This is a genomic window from Novipirellula herctigrandis, assembly GCA_007859835.1.
GTDB classification, from domain to species: Bacteria; Planctomycetota; Planctomycetia; order Pirellulales; family Pirellulaceae; genus Novipirellula_A; species Novipirellula_A herctigrandis.
On the sequence record SJPJ01000002.1, the window covers coordinates 18744 to 34360 of the forward strand.

Consider the following 15617-nt stretch of genomic DNA (forward strand, 5'->3'; position numbering starts at 1 on the left):
AGCGGCAGGAACTCCAGAGAGCCTTGCTCGTGAGGCTGTCCGGTGTGGTCAAGGCTGGCTGTGTGCTCCCGAGAACCCACTCGGACTATCTTCGGTGTAGCGGATTCTCTTCCGCACGCTAGAACCTGCAACTGATTTCGCGATTGGCGTTGTGTGCTGCGCGGTCGATGCTGTAAAGATGCATGTGAACTCGCTGGAGAAGAGGTTTACCACTCCGATCGCGTCCAAAGGGGGAGCATGTCCGAAGCAAAGACTCTGGAAAAGCTCTTTGCTAAGAGAAAAGGGGTGGCCCTTTCTTGCCTAGAAGAGCGGTTGGATGAGTCCGATCGAGATTGACGAAAAGAACGATGCGGTCGGGCCGTGTGTCGATCCATCAGGTCGGCGGGCAAGTACCAAGGGTTTCCTGGCGGTCTCGATGTCTCGTTATTTGGAGCTCTTGGATTGGACGGGCCGGCAGTTGCACCGCAATAAGGTCGGCAAAATACCCGATCACTTGGCTCCTATCTTGAGTCGCATTGGGCTCGACACCCATGGTTGGTGCGACATTGTGAAGAAGTTTGGTCGCGTCTTTAAGCGAGCGGCAGGAACTCCAGAAAGCCTTGCTCGTGAGGCTGTCCGGTGTGGTCAAGGCTGGCTGTGTGCTCCCGAGAACCCACTCGGACTTTCTTCGGTGTAGCGGATTCTCTTCCACACGCTAGAACCTGCAACTGATTTTGCGATTAGCGTTGTGTGCTGCGCGGTCGATGCTGTAAAGATGCATGTGCGCTCGCAGGAAGGGAGGGTTCCCACTCCGATCGCGTCTAAAGGGGGATTATTTCCGAAGCAAAGACTCTAGAAAAGCTCTTTGCTAAAAGAAAAGGGGTGGCCCTTTCTTGCTTCAGCGTTGTGTGCTGCGCGGTCGATGCTGTAAAGATGCATGTGCGCTCGCAGGAAGGGAGGGTTCCCACTCCGATCGCGTCTAAAGGGGGATTATTTCCGAAGCAAAGACTCTAGAAAAGCTCTTTGCTAAAAGAAAAGGGGTGGCCCTTTCTTGCTTCTTTCTTGTTCTTTTCTTGTTCTTCCAATTTTGATCCGTGCGTATTCTTTACCAGCAGCTTTGCAATGCAACGACGGGTAAACAAAGGGCGAGTCTAAACCAGCAATCGATTCTCAGCCAAGTTCCACTGAATGGATGGCATTTGGGAAATCGGAATTCGCATTTGTGGCAGGTTGCACGAAGCAAGTGGCCGCAAAATCGTATTTTCCGGATCCGTCTGATCCAGCCGCTCACCGTCTTGGTTGACCAAAACGGGCTTCGCATAGTCATCGGATTTGCGGCGGATTACGGTCGCAGGAGCGCCACTTTGGAGTTCTACCAAACTGCCCAACGGGAACATCGTCTCGGTCTTCAAAAACGCTCGGATCACTTTCGGGTCAAAGATCCCTCGTCCGGCGTGATGCAGCATCAAACCAAGTGCATCGTGCGGCAAAATCCCGCAACGGTTGCTGGCCGGCGATATCAAATGCAAATAAGCATCGACCACATTCAGGATTCGCGCGTAGATATGAATACGAGGCCCCCGTAGAGCGCGTGGGAACCCCGATCCGTCGTATTGCTCGTGAACCTGTTGAATCGCCAATTGGACAGAAACCGGGATGTCTCGCAAATTTTCTAAGCACTCTTTTGCCACCAGTGGGTGCTTTTCATATTCCCACCGTTCCGCCGGAGACATCGAATTACTTGGGTCGCGAAACTTTGGATCCATTACCAGTAGACCCACGTCGTGCAACAGACCAGCCAAGCCTATTTCGAGCGTTGTCGGGCCATCGAAACCCAATTCGGCTCCTATCGCCATTCCCAATACAGCCATTTGCACCGATCGGCGACTAATATCATGCTCCGCTTCCGCCGCCCCCATCACACCGACGGTTTGGTCGTAGTCGTCCAAGATCGCACGGGCATAAGCATCCGAAATCGTTGCGATCGAGTCGATCGAGTGGATCTCGCGATCGACGATCATCCGTTCGAGTTGATCGAAACGGGCTTTCGCACCCAACAAACCTCGCTGCAAAACTTCGGTTCTTTTTTCGTTGAAAGGTTCTTCAAAGCGGTCAACGAGTAACTCTTTGAGCGAGATGTTCTCTTCCCATACTCCCGAAAAGCCAACTTCGCGTCCGTTTTTCCTGACCGGTCTAGGCCCACCGACTTTGCCACCTGTCATAGCGGCTAAGTCACTCGGATGGATGTCGATCGTCTTGACGTCGCGGTCCACCAAACCCGCAATCACCTGTTCGGTGATGCGTGTCCCTGAACCGAGCAACAAAATACCGCCTTCGTCATCAATCGAATGACTACAAACCACGCCGGGGCGTAGTTGATCGACAGAAACAGAAACGGAACCGGGACGCGACATTGCCCAAATCGTGCCTTGTTGTAAAAAAGAGAAACCAGACGATTGCTCAAACCTAAGTCTGAATTTGTGTCCCAGCAAACACATGTCAAACAAACAATCGCATTTTGTTAGAAACTCACCACACTCAAGTTGCGGTCGCTACGGAAAGCAGGCCGTATTACAACGGTTGTAAGGAAGATACGTTTGCTTATTGCCTTCACACCGCGTTGCAGGATTTGACGATTCAGACCTCGGCGCCGCCGATATAGCTCGAACGACGGAAATTCCAACTGATAAATACCTCGGACAAGGCTAGGCTGTACACCAACAAACCCACACTCAGCTTGGATTGCCTTTCGATTTGACACACAAACGCTAAGTGAAATGATATGCTGTAGCAGCTAGAGAATCGCTCTGCGGAAGAGCGGACGACCCTTCAATCCATCAAGTTCACCCTATGAAGAAGCAAACCAAAGCGACGAAGAAGAGCCGTTCGGTCAAGAAACCAGTCAAGGCCAAAAAGCCCTCAAAGAAAGCTGCCTCAAAGAAAACGCAACCGAATCAAGAGAATTGCGTCACCGTGCATTTGCTCTCGGCGGCCACCGGTATTTTAGCCAACCAAGTAATCTATTCGGCGATGGCTCAATTCCCCCACCTTTCCACCAAAGTAGTCACCCATACATTTGTCGAATCGAAGGAAGAAATCGAGTCGATCCTTAAAAAGGCCAAAGGTAAAAACGTCTGGGTCTTTCAAGCACTCTTGGATCCTGAAATGACGGAACTGGTCGGCAAACTCTGCGACAAACGCTCGATTCCGCACTACAGCTTGACCAACAACGTCATCCGCTTTATCGCCGATAATGCGAAGATGGAACCCGTTTATGAACCGGCGGATCGGATCGATGAAGAATACTTCCGACGCCTCGACACCTTGGAGTTCACGCTCCAACACGACGATTCACGGCGGTTAGAAACCGTGGGCGAAGCCGACATTATCCTGGTCGGATTGAGCCGAGTCAGCAAAACACCGACCTCGATCGTATTGGGCGAATTGGGATTCAAAGTAGCCAATGTGTCCATCACCCTTGATTCGGGAATCCCCGAAGAAATAAAATCCAGCTATAAAAATAAAACGGTGGCGTTGACGATCCAACCAAAACGTTTGCACGAAATTCGTTCGCGTCGAATGGCAATCAATAAGTTTGACAAAGCGATCCACAAGACCAGCCCCGGCGATTTCCGGTACACCGACTTAAAGAGCATCATTCGCGAAGTGATGGTCGCTGAAAAGCTCTATCGTGACCGAAAATTCAAAATCGTCGACATCACCGACCAACCCGTTGAAGCGACGGTCGTTCGGATTCTTGAGTCTTTGAAACTGGCGCGTCCAGGGGCATAATCCAAAAGTGCCAGCAAATGAATCGCCCCAATCGGACCTCAACGCAGGTGAGCTGATCGCGCGCCATCAACATGGTGTCTGGCGCTATTTGCGGATGCTGGGATGTGACAATGCTACCGCGGACGACTTGACTCAGGAAACCTTCTTGCGGGTGCTCCGACGAGAAAACTTCATCCAACATAGCGACACCGCAACGTCAGCCTACCTGCGCCGAATCGCCTTCAATCTGCTCGTTTCCAGGCACCGAAAACTGGGACGTGTACAAAACGCCCCTGACTCAACTCTCATTGATGAAGTCTGGGATCGGTGGGCTGGAAAGGACCTTTGCGGTGATTCGGTCGTCGAAGCGCTAAGAAGTTGCATGAAATTGCTAACCGAGCGAGCACAAATTGCCTTGCGAATGCGTTTTCAAGAAGAAGCCACTCGTGTCGAGATTGGTACCGCGCTTGGGATTAGTGATCATGGCGCGCGAAATCTGATGCAACGAGCCAAACAACAACTACGTGATTGCGTCGAACAAAAAATGGCAGAAGAGAACATCGTCGAATGAGTCGAGAACTGACCCCCACCGAAGAACAGGCAGTCGATGCGCTGATCACGGAAGTATACGGCACCTCGCCTCCCGATTTGTCTCAACAAATCTTGACGCGACTGCGCGAAGAAACCGTCGTCGCACCGCAAGTCCGAACGAAAAAAGATGAAGCTCAGCCCATACGCAAAGCGAAGCCAAACGGTAGCCGTTCTTGGTGGATCCTCGCAACAGCAGCCAGTATTGCAGCTCTGCTGATAGGTGCAATGTTCGTTCGCAACGCTCGACAAAGACAAGTGGCCATCAACGGATCCGATGTTCCTTCGACAAATTTAGCGATCGAGGCAAATTCCTCGGATGCCCCCAGCTCGGCAAATCAGCGAACGCACAAACCACAATCACCGCCAAAGCGAACCAATTCAATGCAACAAGCGGTCGTGCTCAATCAAGGAGCAAAGGCCGATCAGCTTGATCGAGACATAAAGGAAAACGATTCGTCCGAGGTATTTCAATCGCCGCGTGAACCTGATGCGATTCAACCGATCACGCTTGTCTCAAAGCAAATTGGTTTAGGGCTTCGCGATTATTGGGTTTCCGTCGCGGTGGAGCCCACCGAGGATGCTGCGGTCATTGAGGTTGCCGATCGATTGAGCGAGACCTTTGGGATCGAGGTTCCGCCAACCTCCATCGAGTCCGTCGAATCGTTTGATGCCTTTTTAGCTGAACCGCAAAATGCGGTTGCCGTCGCGTCACAGCTTTTGATGCAGGTTACCGAAGGTGGTTTGGCTCGATTGGACCGACAGAACCAAACGAATTTGAGCAACGATCTTGCGAGTTGTTTTAAGCTGGCCCAACCTTTCGACCGTCTCATAGCGGGATGGTTGTCAAAGAAAGGACCGACGTCCGACGCTTGGTGGAAAGCAAATTCCGCCAACCAAGAATCACCACGAGCAAAACACTCGATGGCCCGTAGGATTGCGAAATTGACGATGAACGTCGATCTCCGCTGTATCCGTTGCCATGACGCGAAAATTGAAAGCCGTGGAAAACAGAGTGAGTATTGGTCATTCGTTGGATTGATGGCCCAACGCCCAGGGCAAGACGTGTTCTACGAAACCGCCAACGGCACTCAGAAAATGGTTGAGGCCGTCGTCCCGCCAACCTGGCTCGGTCAAACGAACCGAGACGACGGTGCGATTAATTCCTTAGACCAGTTTGCATCGGGATTAGTGGGGTCACGTGAATTGGCGAAAGGAACGATCAATGCGATCTGGGAACTGGTCAATGGCCGCCCGCTTGTAGGGTCCGTCGTTGATCTTAGTACCACTCCGCACACCGATTCGTTGTTGGAACTGCAGGACAACTTGGTAGACGATTTATTAGCATCCAATTTTGACTTAGGCCGGTCGTTGGCGTTGGTCGTCACGTCACCCGCGGCCCGCCGCAGTGTCCCCGAGACACTCGATCCTACGCGTTCGACTTTGGCCAGTCTCCAGGAGTTAGAACTCGCTAACGAAAAGGTCAGTGCGTTTGCGGCCGCTTCGCCCCGCCACAGGAAGGTCTCATTGGCAAAAAAAATTGAGTTTGCAAACCGCTCGTTCGCAGACAAGGTCGACGGGTCGCGTTTGGACGTAGCGGAACGCTCTTCCCTGCTGGCACAAATATTTGGCGAGGACTCGGATACATCAAAACGATCGCAACCGCAAGCTTCAACCAAGGCGCATCCGAAATTAGAAGCCTATCCCTATCGCGCCGAAGCCCTACCACTCAATTGGCTTGATTCGGTCGCTGGCCTTGACGAACAAATTCGGCACCTTGGCTATGTTGCTTCGCTCGAAGAGGTTCCTCGAAAAGTTACCAACGTAGCAACCCAAATGCAGACTGCCGGAGTCGCCCGGCCCCTAATTTTGCATCGCGTTTGGTGGATGATTCACCCGTAATCGTTCGACGCAAACCCGGCGGATCGCAACGATCACGATACCGTGATTTCGTAGCCCTTAGGTTGTTCTCGTTCCGCAAACGGAAAAATTGGCTTGCTTGTCATCACCAAACTTCGCTGCATTGGGATCGTAAGTCACTTTGCGTTCTAAACGCATCGCAATGTTTATCGGAAACTTTGGCACTTTTTCCGCCAACATTTGCAAATGGATACCCTGCGTACCCTAAGGATGAAGGGATGTGGCCAAGAATATAGATACCCGCGAGTTCACGGTGTAAACTCACGACAATCTCCCTTCGTCCAGAATGACCAACGTTGATTGTCCTTATTGGAAATACGAACATGAAAAAGTCGAACCTGTCTCTCGTCGGCACGCTTCTGTTGTTTGGCTTGATGGTGGTTGATCCATTACTCGCCGACGAACCAACCGATGGTGACTTGAATAGCATTTCGCCTGTTAAGAGTGTCCTGCTGATCGTTTCGGACGACCTTCGGGCTAGCACGTTGGGTTGTTATGGCGACCAAGTAACTCGAACGCCCAACCTTGATCGAATGGCGGCCAGCGGGATGGTATTTGATCGTGCTTATTGCCAAGGAACATGGTGCGCTCCGTCGCGAAAGTCATTCATGCGTTCGCGTTACGTCGATGCCGGGTGCCCGACATTAGGCGAAACATTGAAAGCTGCTGATATCCCCAGTACGCGGGTCGGCAAGATTTTTCACATGCGAGTTCCCGGTGACATCTTTGATGGAACCAACGGCGAAGATGTTGCCGAATGTTGGACCGAGCGATTCAATTCGCAAGGCGATGAAGCTCACACCGTCGGTGACTACGCATGTTTGAACCAAAACATTTTCACCACGGCGATGGAGGGGCGACAAGGAGCGCGCACCGCTCACCGCATGTTCGTCACTGTTCAAGTCGACGGCGATGCTACTGACCAACCCGACTACAAATCGGCCTCCAAAGCAATCGAACTGCTGCATCGTTACCAAGATCAATCTTTCTTTTTAGCAGTCGGATTGGTGCGGCCTCACTATCCGATGGTGGCACCCAAAACAATGTTCGAACACTATCCGGCCGAGTCGATGGAACTTCCCAACACTTGGAACCAAGACCTCAGCAAAAGCGGCATTCCGCCAGCAGGACAACCGGGCGGACGCTCCGCACAAAATGGGATCGACCGATACCCCATCAACCAGAAACGCATGTGGTCGGGGTATCGAGCGAGCGTTGAATTCATGGACGCGCAAGTCGGTCGTATGCTTGATGCGTTAGAAGAACTTGGGCTCAGTGAAACGACGGCAGTTGTCTTCACGAGTGATCATGGCTATCACTTGGGCGATCACACTTTTTGGCAGAAGAGCAACCTGCATGAAAACGTCGCCAAAGTTCCACTCATCATTCGTCCGGGCGTTCGGTCAGGGACGTCGCATGCCAACGCAAGCACGCAAATCTTTGACACGCAAATGCTTGCCAAGCAGGGGCAACGATCCGAATCGTTGGTCGAGCTAGTTGATCTCTATCCCACCGTATGCGACCTGATGTCGGTGCCGACGCCGAGTGCATGCCAAGGCAAAAGCCTGATCCCCATCTTGTCCGATCCATCAAGAACCCTTCGCGCGGAGGCGATCACCATCCTCGGGCAAAGAAAAACACGCCACTTTTTACTCCGAACCCATCGTTGGGCGTTGATGAGTTACCAAAACGGATCCACCGAATTGTACGACATGCAAAAGGATCCTGAGCAGTTAACAAACTTAGCGAACGATCCTGAATATGCCGTGACCCAAACGGATCTTCAGCGCCGGCTAGCCTCGGTGATTGCCCAGCGGGGCTTAAGTTTATCGACGCAATAGAGGCACCGGCCCCATGCGTGCCCCGCCAAAGAAAGGCCAATCGGAGCCGCTGAAGCAACCAAAAAATCACACAGTCAATTAACCGGACAATGCACGCATCCAGAGATGCATCCATTTTCGTTTCAATGGGCGATACAGGATCAGAACATTCGCCCGAAACACGGGGAATCAGCATGATTCCCGGCATAGGCGAAGCAGAATGCGAAGCACTTTCAAACGATGCTGCTCTACGTAGCGTCGTGCAGGCTTGGTCCACTCTGAACCAACCGATCCGCGAAATGATCGCCATTCTTGTCCGACAATGCGGTACTGGATTTGGTGTATAACGTGTAGAGTGCTATTGGCACACACAGCACCTACTTTTGAGCCCCAATAAACAGTAAAAAACTTAAATAACCTCGTGTTTTGCGGCTATTTTGCTCAAATTTTCATTTCTCCCGGAAGACTCACTTGACATGGTACAACGAATGCGATAACGTCCTAAGGACGTTATCGCATTCGTTGTAGGCCTATCTTGAGCTCCTCTCGTGAATTTTTCGTCAGAAGTTTCGTTGCCCAATAGGGTGCTATATGCACTTGCTGAAGAGAATCGAGGAGCAACCTCCGCATGGCGAGTTCGGATTCTCTGCGTCCGTGATGCTCTCGAACACAAGTCGGCAATCCCGGCAGAATCGAACACGAAGCAACTCATCAAGCGAATGGTCGCGGGCAAGCAGTTGGGGCCGATCGAGGGCCTCAAAGAAGTCTATCAAGTAATCGTACCTTATGCGTCGCTCTGTCCAGTCTCCGCAGAAGTCGTTGCGCAAGAGGCAAACCCGAGAGCAGCAATCAGCCATCTGACCGCGTTTGTTCATCACAGCGTGAGTTACGAATTACCTGACACTCTGCACTTGACGATTGCTCCAGCAAGCACGTTCCTTCCGGCTGGAACGACACCTGAAGACTGGCTGGATGCGACGTTACCAAGACCAAGGAAACCAAGCTCGATTCTAGGCCGGGAAGTCCAGTGGTCTTCAACTAAAGATGAATGGGATTTTGGATTCGAGATTGGAATGCACGAAGGGCTTCCGATTTACACAACTGACTTAGAGCGAACCTTACTTGAAGGTTTGCGGTCCCCGAACTACTGCGGCGGATTCAAGCACGTACTTGAGTGCTGGGTTCGATCTCTCGATGAAATCGAAATTGGTAAGATAGTTACTTACGCTAACAAGTTTTCTCAGAACATCTTAAAGCAGCGTATCGGCTTTGTCCTAGAGACACTAGGCGTGAAGCATCAAGAGTTTGACGAGTGGGCCACGAAGGCAGTCAGAGGAAGTAGCGCGGTACTTGTCGCCGGTGAACCTTTTTGCTCCGAGTTCAGCGAGCGGTGGAAGATATCCTTAAACTGTCCGTCAAGCGAACTTTCGATTCTGGAAAACCGTGATTAATGAAAACACTTCAATTCACTGGTCAAGTTTCTGACATAAAGTCGTGGTGCAAGGAAAACGGCATTCCCGAGCACGTGGGCAGAAGACGATATGTTGAGCACGCCATACTCGGCTGCATTGCGCGATCTGGCAAGCTGCGGAACGCGATCGTCTTCAAAGGTGGAAACGCTTTGCGAATTATGTACGGAAGTTCCAGGAGCACACTCGACTTGGATTTCACAGCACTGCCTGATGCCTTATCCGATGACGAAGACGATCTACGAGTTATCGCGGACGAGGCTTTCCGCACCTCTGCAAACTCGTTTGGCGTGAAGTTGCGATGCCAGAAGGTGAAGCGTAATCCACGAGGACAGGAGTTTACAACACCTACGTACAAGATTAGCGTTGCCTATCAATTTCCAGGCGACAGATACTACGAGAACATGGAAACGCGGAACCTAAGTGAAACCGTGCCGGTTGAGATTTCGCTAAACGATGTTGTTTGCGACATGTCAGAGCTTTCGCCTGTAGCCAACGGCCGAAGCACAATTAAGGTTTGCAGTCTTGAAGATATTCTTGCCGAAAAACTCCGTTCGATACTGCAGCAAAAAGTCCGAAATCGGAATCGCAGCCAGGATGTTTACGACATTGCTTTGTTTGCGAGGTCGCATGCTGCGAGTATTAATTGGCAGGCCGTATATACGTATTTTGCGATTAAATGCCAAGCTAGAGGCATAATTGCAGAGAGGAAGGAGTTCGACGTGGCCATCCGCGAGATGGCAGCTTTGAACTACGAGAAGGAAATCAACCGTCAAGCTCGAGATGCGTTCATTTCATTCGATGATGCTTGGAATGAAGTTGAGAGAGTCGTAGAAGGCTTGCCACCTGCGAATTCGTAGAACCTATACCCGACGGCGCAGTGCACCTGACCGAAGCGATAAACGTAACCACGCCGTCGGAACCTCGGTTGATTCTCTAAATTGCATCGGGGTGACACTCGACCGAAGCGAACGACGCTTGAATCTCCAGTAAATGAACCAACTCTGGCGGAGCGACGCGACCGCCCGAGCCAAGCCGTCGAGCGACAGCGAGAAGGCGCAGGCGAGCCTACGCTGATAGCTGCCGGCAGGCACGCCGGCCATGGACGGTCGGCGAAGAATGGGCGGTCGGGGCATGGATGCAGCCGGAACGCAGGCTATGGATGGCCGGAGTGGAGGCCGAGCGCAGCGAGCCGATCGCCCATGCCCGAGGGATTCGCGATCCGGCAAGGAAGCGACCGAACGAAGCGATTGACGTTTGCCTATCGAAAGGTTCTCCAACACGTTTGCAGTTTGCACCCCGAAAGTCGGAGCGTTGCCGGATCGGGACGGCGACGTTTGCAGCGTATCGCCCGTCAACCGAAGCGATTGCAGTTTGAACCCCGATGCAGTCTCCAACACGGACGGAGTCGCCGCCGAGGGCATCAGCGCAGGATGCCCGCAGAAATAACGACGGAAGCAGGATGCCGTAGGGTCACTTCGTGAAAGTCGGACGCACGCTGCAGCTTGAACGCCAGCCGACTGAAGCGATTGACGTTTGAATCTCGCTTGCGGACCGCCTGAATCGGGCTCTAAAGCCCGGTCGCACAGACGATGCTCCAAGGCATCGTCACGATGGAATGCGGAGCCGACGGGAGACGTGTCCTCAGTGAGGAACGAACGTATGCCACGTGCCGCGGCGGTGGAGCAGGAACGGAGCGTTTGAGCGCAGGCACACGGACAAGCACTGATGCTAGCGAGAAACGAGCGGGCCGGGGTTCGTCGGAATGACCAGCGGAGTCTCCATCGCCCGAATGATGCTCCAACACGAAACCGGCTGTACGTTGGGGCTCCAACCCAGACGAAGTTGGCGCAATCGTTTGACGTGAGATCGCAATAATCCATTTTGATCGCAAGTCCAAGGCAGGCGACAACCGCGACGCCACTTCATGAGCCTAACTCACTTTTGATTGGCTTGCGGCTTTTCGCACTCGCATTCTTGGGTCTTTACTGAGCGCGTCGCGTACGGGACGGATCGCGTCAGCGTACTCAAGTTCTTCCTCAGCCCACCTTGTTACGGCTTCGGCAACCGCGTACCGCGTGTCGGGCGATGGATGCTTGGACATCCTTTGCAATCGAACCACCCATTGCTTCATTACTGTTACTCGCCAAAGGGCCTTGGGCGACAGTTTCTTTAGTCGTGCAACCCCATCGTCTGACAAAAACTCCTGTGAGAACACGCTGACTACCTCGGCCGGCTTACTCGGCATTGAAACAAGCACCAACGCTTCAGCATGGCCAGCCAAGATCGCCGCCAAATCTTCTTTGTCCTCCGCGATATCGAGTATCAACCTGAAAACTAACTTGGCAACACGTGGTCTAAGTTCCGGAAAAAACTCGTGGCATTTTCCTGGAATCCACTCCAGTAGCGCGTTGCAAATAGCGTCGCGAGCAACTCCAGCAACAACGGCATTTTGAAGGCCAATCAACGTCACCTCGTAAAGAGAGCTTTTCGTGTTTCCGCTATAGGTAAAGTTGGTCAGGGGCCCCGATTTCTCGAAGCCAAAGTTCTTGCCAGGAATGCCGTTCAACAGAAGCGACAGCAATCTTTTGACGATTCTCTTCGCCTGCGTCTTAGGACCAAGTGTGATAAGTTTCGACAGGACAAGGAAATAGTCAAACTTGTCAGTAAATAGTACGGTGTGACTTTCAACTGCTTCAAGAAGTGCGTTGACAAGTTCTTCGTCGGACCTAGTCCATTTGTAGAAACTGACAATACGATTGTAAGTCGATTCGATCATCGAAACTCTGGTGCCACTCAAATCGCTGCGGTCTCTGATTTGCTTGAGCAATGCTGAACGCAAGTCCTCTTTCCTCAACTGTTTCACGTCAGCAAGTTTATCGTTGCCCGTGCGTTTCTGAAGTGTCTTGGCAAAGAATTCGTTGCCAAGCAATCTTGCGTCAGCTTCTAAGCATGGAAGGAGCTCAGCTCGTAGTTCCGGCCGAAGCTCATAGGCATTGATAAACACAGAGTATCGGTATTGTACAAAGTGATGCTCGCCGCACTGCGTTGACGACATCGTTTCTGCCAGTAACAACGCTGACGAAATTTCTCCGTTGGCTAGAGACGCAACGAAAACATTGTGCAATTCCTCCCAAAGCCCAGGTTTTCTTGAAGCCGAAACAATGGCAGGGGTAAGTGATTCTATGAGCTCCGTTGAGTTCGACGTAAACGGCAGGATTTCCTTCCAAAACCCGAGCAAAGAATGGGTCCAAAGCATGCTGATAAGATCGTTCTGCTCCACGGAAACGGACCATGCGGCAACATCAGACAAGACTTCTTCAGGGATGGCATCTGAAAGCGCGCTTAGGACGTCTGCTACGTGCCGCCAGTACGTCGCCGGAAGTGCAAGCAGATTCGAGACGAACGCAGCTCGCTTTTCGTTGTTAGTGAAATCAGCTAGTTGGATCCTGTTTTTTAAAAGTTCGGACTTTTCGATGCTGGAAAAACCACGGGACACCACAAGATCGAATAGTCCGTCAAGCACTAAAGACAAATCTTGATGTTGACCGAGTTCGACCCTACTTTCACCTCTTGTTTTTAGACCCTCAAGCCAAAGCCCTACATCCCAAGTCCGAAGCGCTTGCAATTGCAGCAGCATTGCCATCCGAAATCGAATCCAACGTTGCCGACCGAGCGAACCGCCTGGGAACCCTGCGATCGCAAGTTCGGCCAACGCTTCGCTTTCTGCCTCTTTTCTCGCTTGAATCACAAACGCAATGGGCTGTTTGCTGGAAACGTACTTGTAACGCGGCAACGAAACGAACTGATCTTCAGAGTCCTTTATGTGCATGCGAGAAAAGTGAACCAGCGTAAAAAACGAACGGTAGATCGCACTGTTGGCGTCAACTTTCGTGTTCAGTTGTCCGATTACCTTGGCAAGCGATTCATGGTCGCAGGCCTGATAAAGTCGCCAACCGCTAAGCAACAACTGCTCTGGCGAGACTTTCTCTGAATTGGATTCGATCTCTTGCCCAATCGTCCCACCGTACAAGCTCGCCTGTATTGATAAGCGTTCTTCCAATTTGGCAAAGTCTCGTTGCCAGCCTTTATTTGGACACGAGTCTCGACATGCCGACGCAAGCTTCTTCCATTCTTCACCGTATGGCGACTGATACCAGACAAGTTCGATTAAGAAGATAAAACCAATGAGCAGCTCATCGCGAGACTCTGAACTAGCGAACTGCAATTCCCACCATGCTGCCGTTGGGTAGCTGTAGTCATCCCACTTATGCTCTGCGTGTGGATGATTCAGGTGGTTGTGAAGCATGACAATCATGTCTTTCGCGGGATCATCAGACAACTCTAACTCGGCTGCCTTAAGCCTCTCTTCAACAAGATAGAAAATGTAATCATCGACCATCCAGTAGAGCCCCAAAATCAAGGCCCACTGAATTTCTCGATATACTACGGACTTGCGCTCGTCGGTGGTTGCGAAAGAGCCGCACCGTCGGATAGCAACAGTCGCCAGATGATTTACTGCCAGACCGTCGCCGGAGCGATGGCAGTCAATTGCATGTTTTCGCAGATACTGCAATCCAGCAGAAACCGTTCGACAATCTTCGTTTGGACCGGTCACGATACTCCACCAACTATTGCTTCAAACGTTTGTTCCAGTGGAGAACGAGGCTCTGTGCTGCCCTGGGCCGCTTCCAATACCGCCAAGTCAACATCTTCCAGCGATGCGACTGCCAACTGCGTTAAGGTTTCTTGGCTGCATCGAGTGGGGCTTTTCAACGCCTCACCCATGAACGTCCGTAGCAGTTGGAAAGTCAACGCTGACTCGTTGTCGAATCCCTCAAGTGCATTCCAGTTTTTCAGCAAGTCGGTATTCGTTAGCGGAATGCCAGTGGATGGGTTCAGGTTTATGTTTGTTATTGGTGCGTCGATCGCACGCAAGTCCGCCTCATAGAGGCTGATGAGCCGGAAATGGTTTCTTAATGCCGAATAGATCGGCTTAGTAAGATGCGTTGTTCCGGGGGGCTTCTTGACATCTACGGAAATGGAACCATTGGTTATCAAAATGCGGTCAGCGGTAAGAGCATGACGCATCCAATGCGCTCGATTCAGTTCGTCTCCACCTCTGTGTTGAAGTAACGTTGTTGTATCGCATCGCCCTGCGTCCTCATCTAGCAAGTCTGCGACTGAAACAACTGCTGCGAGAGCACGGCCGATCGCATCCAGACCACCATCTGCAGCCCATTGCCAAGGCCACTTTTGGTGGGCCATAGCAACCTCAACCGCTCGGAGCAGATTTGATGGGCACGCAGGATCGAAAAATTCCTCGTAGTTCTTTGAGTAGTCCAACATCAATCGCGGGAGTAAACGAGGTAACCGTACTACGTGAGTAGTTCGTACCCACAAGGCACGGCTTGTCCACTGAGACGGGTCAAGGTCCGGGGAGTACGGTTGAGGGAGATCGCATGGATTCTGCGATAGCATACCTAAATCGTGGATCAAAGTAGCGACCAATAGATCGGCTGCATCATCCGGGGCGAGTGACTCAGGCAGGTAAGTCCCACCGACACCAGGTAACCCCCAGCAGCTAATCCGATCAACCAGGCTACACAAATGTGGGAGTCCGTGATCCGTGAATTCTGGAAGGTGACAGGCAAGAGACAGCCTATGTGTGGCGTCGAGAAGATCGCCAACGAAATTCGCAAGGTTTTTTCGCGAGGAATCGAACGCCCGCCTTGTTAGCGAGGATGCAAATATAAAGTCGCGTGCCTCGTGCAGAGTGGAGTTCGGGTCTGGTAGCGGTCGGTTGGAAATCATAGCTGTCGATCAAACTGTGCAAGTCAGAGCTCACGCTATCGCTCAAGAAGAGACGTGCTTGGCTGCGGCAGGAGAACGGCAGAAAACCAGCAAGTATTCCTGTCTTACGCATTCTACTAGAAATTCCCCGACCGTGAAGGCTCGATTCAGAGTGGTTTCACCAGCGTCTGCGAGTACAACTTACAGCAAATTCGCATCTACTTGGTCGGCTTACTAACTCTGGGTTTTGCTCGCTGTTTTGCTTTTCGCTTCTTTG

The 15617-nt window shown here is 51.8% G+C and carries 11 protein-coding genes; 8 read left to right on the top strand and 3 right to left on the bottom strand.

The annotated features are described in order from the left end of the window. Positions 1 to 316 precede the first annotated feature (316 nt). Complete coding sequence (locus tag CA13_RS30935; protein WP_419195193.1) at positions 317 to 676, top strand: hypothetical protein; 360 nt, start codon at positions 317 to 319, stop codon at positions 674 to 676. Positions 677 to 1130: 454 nt separating this feature from the next. Here CA13_RS30935 and CA13_RS30940 read toward each other — a convergent pair whose 3' ends face one another. Beyond that, positions 1131 to 2393: an HD-GYP domain-containing protein gene (locus tag CA13_RS30940; RefSeq protein WP_419195194.1), complete on the bottom strand. Its 1263-nt coding sequence runs from the start codon at positions 2391 to 2393 to the stop codon at positions 1131 to 1133. Positions 2394 to 2829: 436 nt separating this feature from the next. On the opposite strand from CA13_RS30940, the gene CA13_RS30945 reads away from it, so the two are divergent. The 7 genes from CA13_RS30945 to CA13_RS30975 all read left to right on the top strand — a co-directional run bounded on the left by CA13_RS30945 (position 2830) and on the right by CA13_RS30975 (position 10407). Next, a complete protein-coding gene (locus CA13_RS30945) occupies positions 2830 to 3771 on the top strand; it encodes a kinase/pyrophosphorylase (RefSeq protein ID WP_146403999.1) in 942 nt (313 codons plus the stop codon). Positions 3772 to 3778: 7 nt separating this feature from the next. Further along, complete coding sequence (locus CA13_RS30950) at positions 3779 to 4321, top strand: RNA polymerase sigma factor (protein ID WP_419195195.1); 543 nt, start codon at positions 3779 to 3781, stop codon at positions 4319 to 4321. Next, complete coding sequence (locus CA13_RS30955) at positions 4318 to 6240, top strand: anti-sigma factor (protein ID WP_146404000.1); 1923 nt, start codon at positions 4318 to 4320, stop codon at positions 6238 to 6240. Before CA13_RS30950 ends, CA13_RS30955 begins: the two co-directional genes overlap by 4 nt. Before the next feature lie 341 nt (positions 6241 to 6581). After that, positions 6582 to 8099, top strand: a complete 1518-nt coding sequence (locus CA13_RS30960) for a sulfatase (protein WP_146404001.1) — start codon at positions 6582 to 6584, stop codon at positions 8097 to 8099. Between the two features lie 89 nt (positions 8100 to 8188). After that, positions 8189 to 8425 carry a hypothetical protein gene (locus CA13_RS30965; RefSeq protein WP_146404002.1) on the top strand — a complete coding sequence of 79 codons (237 nt, stop codon included), beginning with the start codon at positions 8189 to 8191 and terminating at the stop codon, positions 8423 to 8425. Between the two features lie 201 nt (positions 8426 to 8626). Continuing rightward, entirely contained in the window at positions 8627 to 9529 is a 903-nt protein-coding gene (locus tag CA13_RS30970) for a type IV toxin-antitoxin system AbiEi family antitoxin domain-containing protein (protein WP_146404003.1), read from the top strand. After that, positions 9529 to 10407 carry a nucleotidyl transferase AbiEii/AbiGii toxin family protein gene (locus CA13_RS30975; RefSeq protein ID WP_146404004.1) on the top strand — a complete coding sequence of 293 codons (879 nt, stop codon included), beginning with the start codon at positions 9529 to 9531 and terminating at the stop codon, positions 10405 to 10407. The genes CA13_RS30970 and CA13_RS30975 overlap by 1 nt, the downstream gene beginning before the upstream one ends. 1073 nt (positions 10408 to 11480) lie before the next feature. On the opposite strand, the gene CA13_RS30980 is transcribed toward CA13_RS30975, so the two are convergent. Next, positions 11481 to 13949 carry a hypothetical protein gene (locus CA13_RS30980; RefSeq protein ID WP_146404005.1) on the bottom strand — a complete coding sequence of 823 codons (2469 nt, stop codon included), beginning with the start codon at positions 13947 to 13949 and terminating at the stop codon, positions 11481 to 11483. Positions 13950 to 14161: 212 nt separating this feature from the next. Further along, the gene (locus CA13_RS35965; RefSeq protein WP_419195196.1) at positions 14162 to 15361 is read right to left on the bottom strand and encodes an HD domain-containing protein; all 1200 of its coding nucleotides are present in this window, start codon (positions 15359 to 15361) and stop codon (positions 14162 to 14164) included. Positions 15362 to 15617: the final 256 nt, after the last annotated feature.

Coding starts and splice junctions, on each gene's coding strand:
- CA13_RS35965 (WP_419195196.1), bottom strand. CDS start 15,361: ATGATTTCCAACCGACCGCTACCAGACCCGAACTCCACTCTGCACGAG.
- CA13_RS30980 (WP_146404005.1), bottom strand. CDS start 13,949: ATGGTCGATGATTACATTTTCTATCTTGTTGAAGAGAGGCTTAAGGCA.
- CA13_RS30945 (WP_146403999.1), top strand. CDS start 2,830: ATGAAGAAGCAAACCAAAGCGACGAAGAAGAGCCGTTCGGTCAAGAAA.
- CA13_RS30940 (WP_419195194.1), bottom strand. CDS start 2,393: ATGTCGCGTCCCGGTTCCGTTTCTGTTTCTGTCGATCAACTACGCCCC.
- CA13_RS30975 (WP_146404004.1), top strand. CDS start 9,529: ATGAAAACACTTCAATTCACTGGTCAAGTTTCTGACATAAAGTCGTGG.
- CA13_RS30965 (WP_146404002.1), top strand. CDS start 8,189: ATGCACGCATCCAGAGATGCATCCATTTTCGTTTCAATGGGCGATACA.
- CA13_RS30955 (WP_146404000.1), top strand. CDS start 4,318: ATGAGTCGAGAACTGACCCCCACCGAAGAACAGGCAGTCGATGCGCTG.
- CA13_RS30960 (WP_146404001.1), top strand. CDS start 6,582: ATGAAAAAGTCGAACCTGTCTCTCGTCGGCACGCTTCTGTTGTTTGGC.
- CA13_RS30935 (WP_419195193.1), top strand. CDS start 317: ATGAGTCCGATCGAGATTGACGAAAAGAACGATGCGGTCGGGCCGTGT.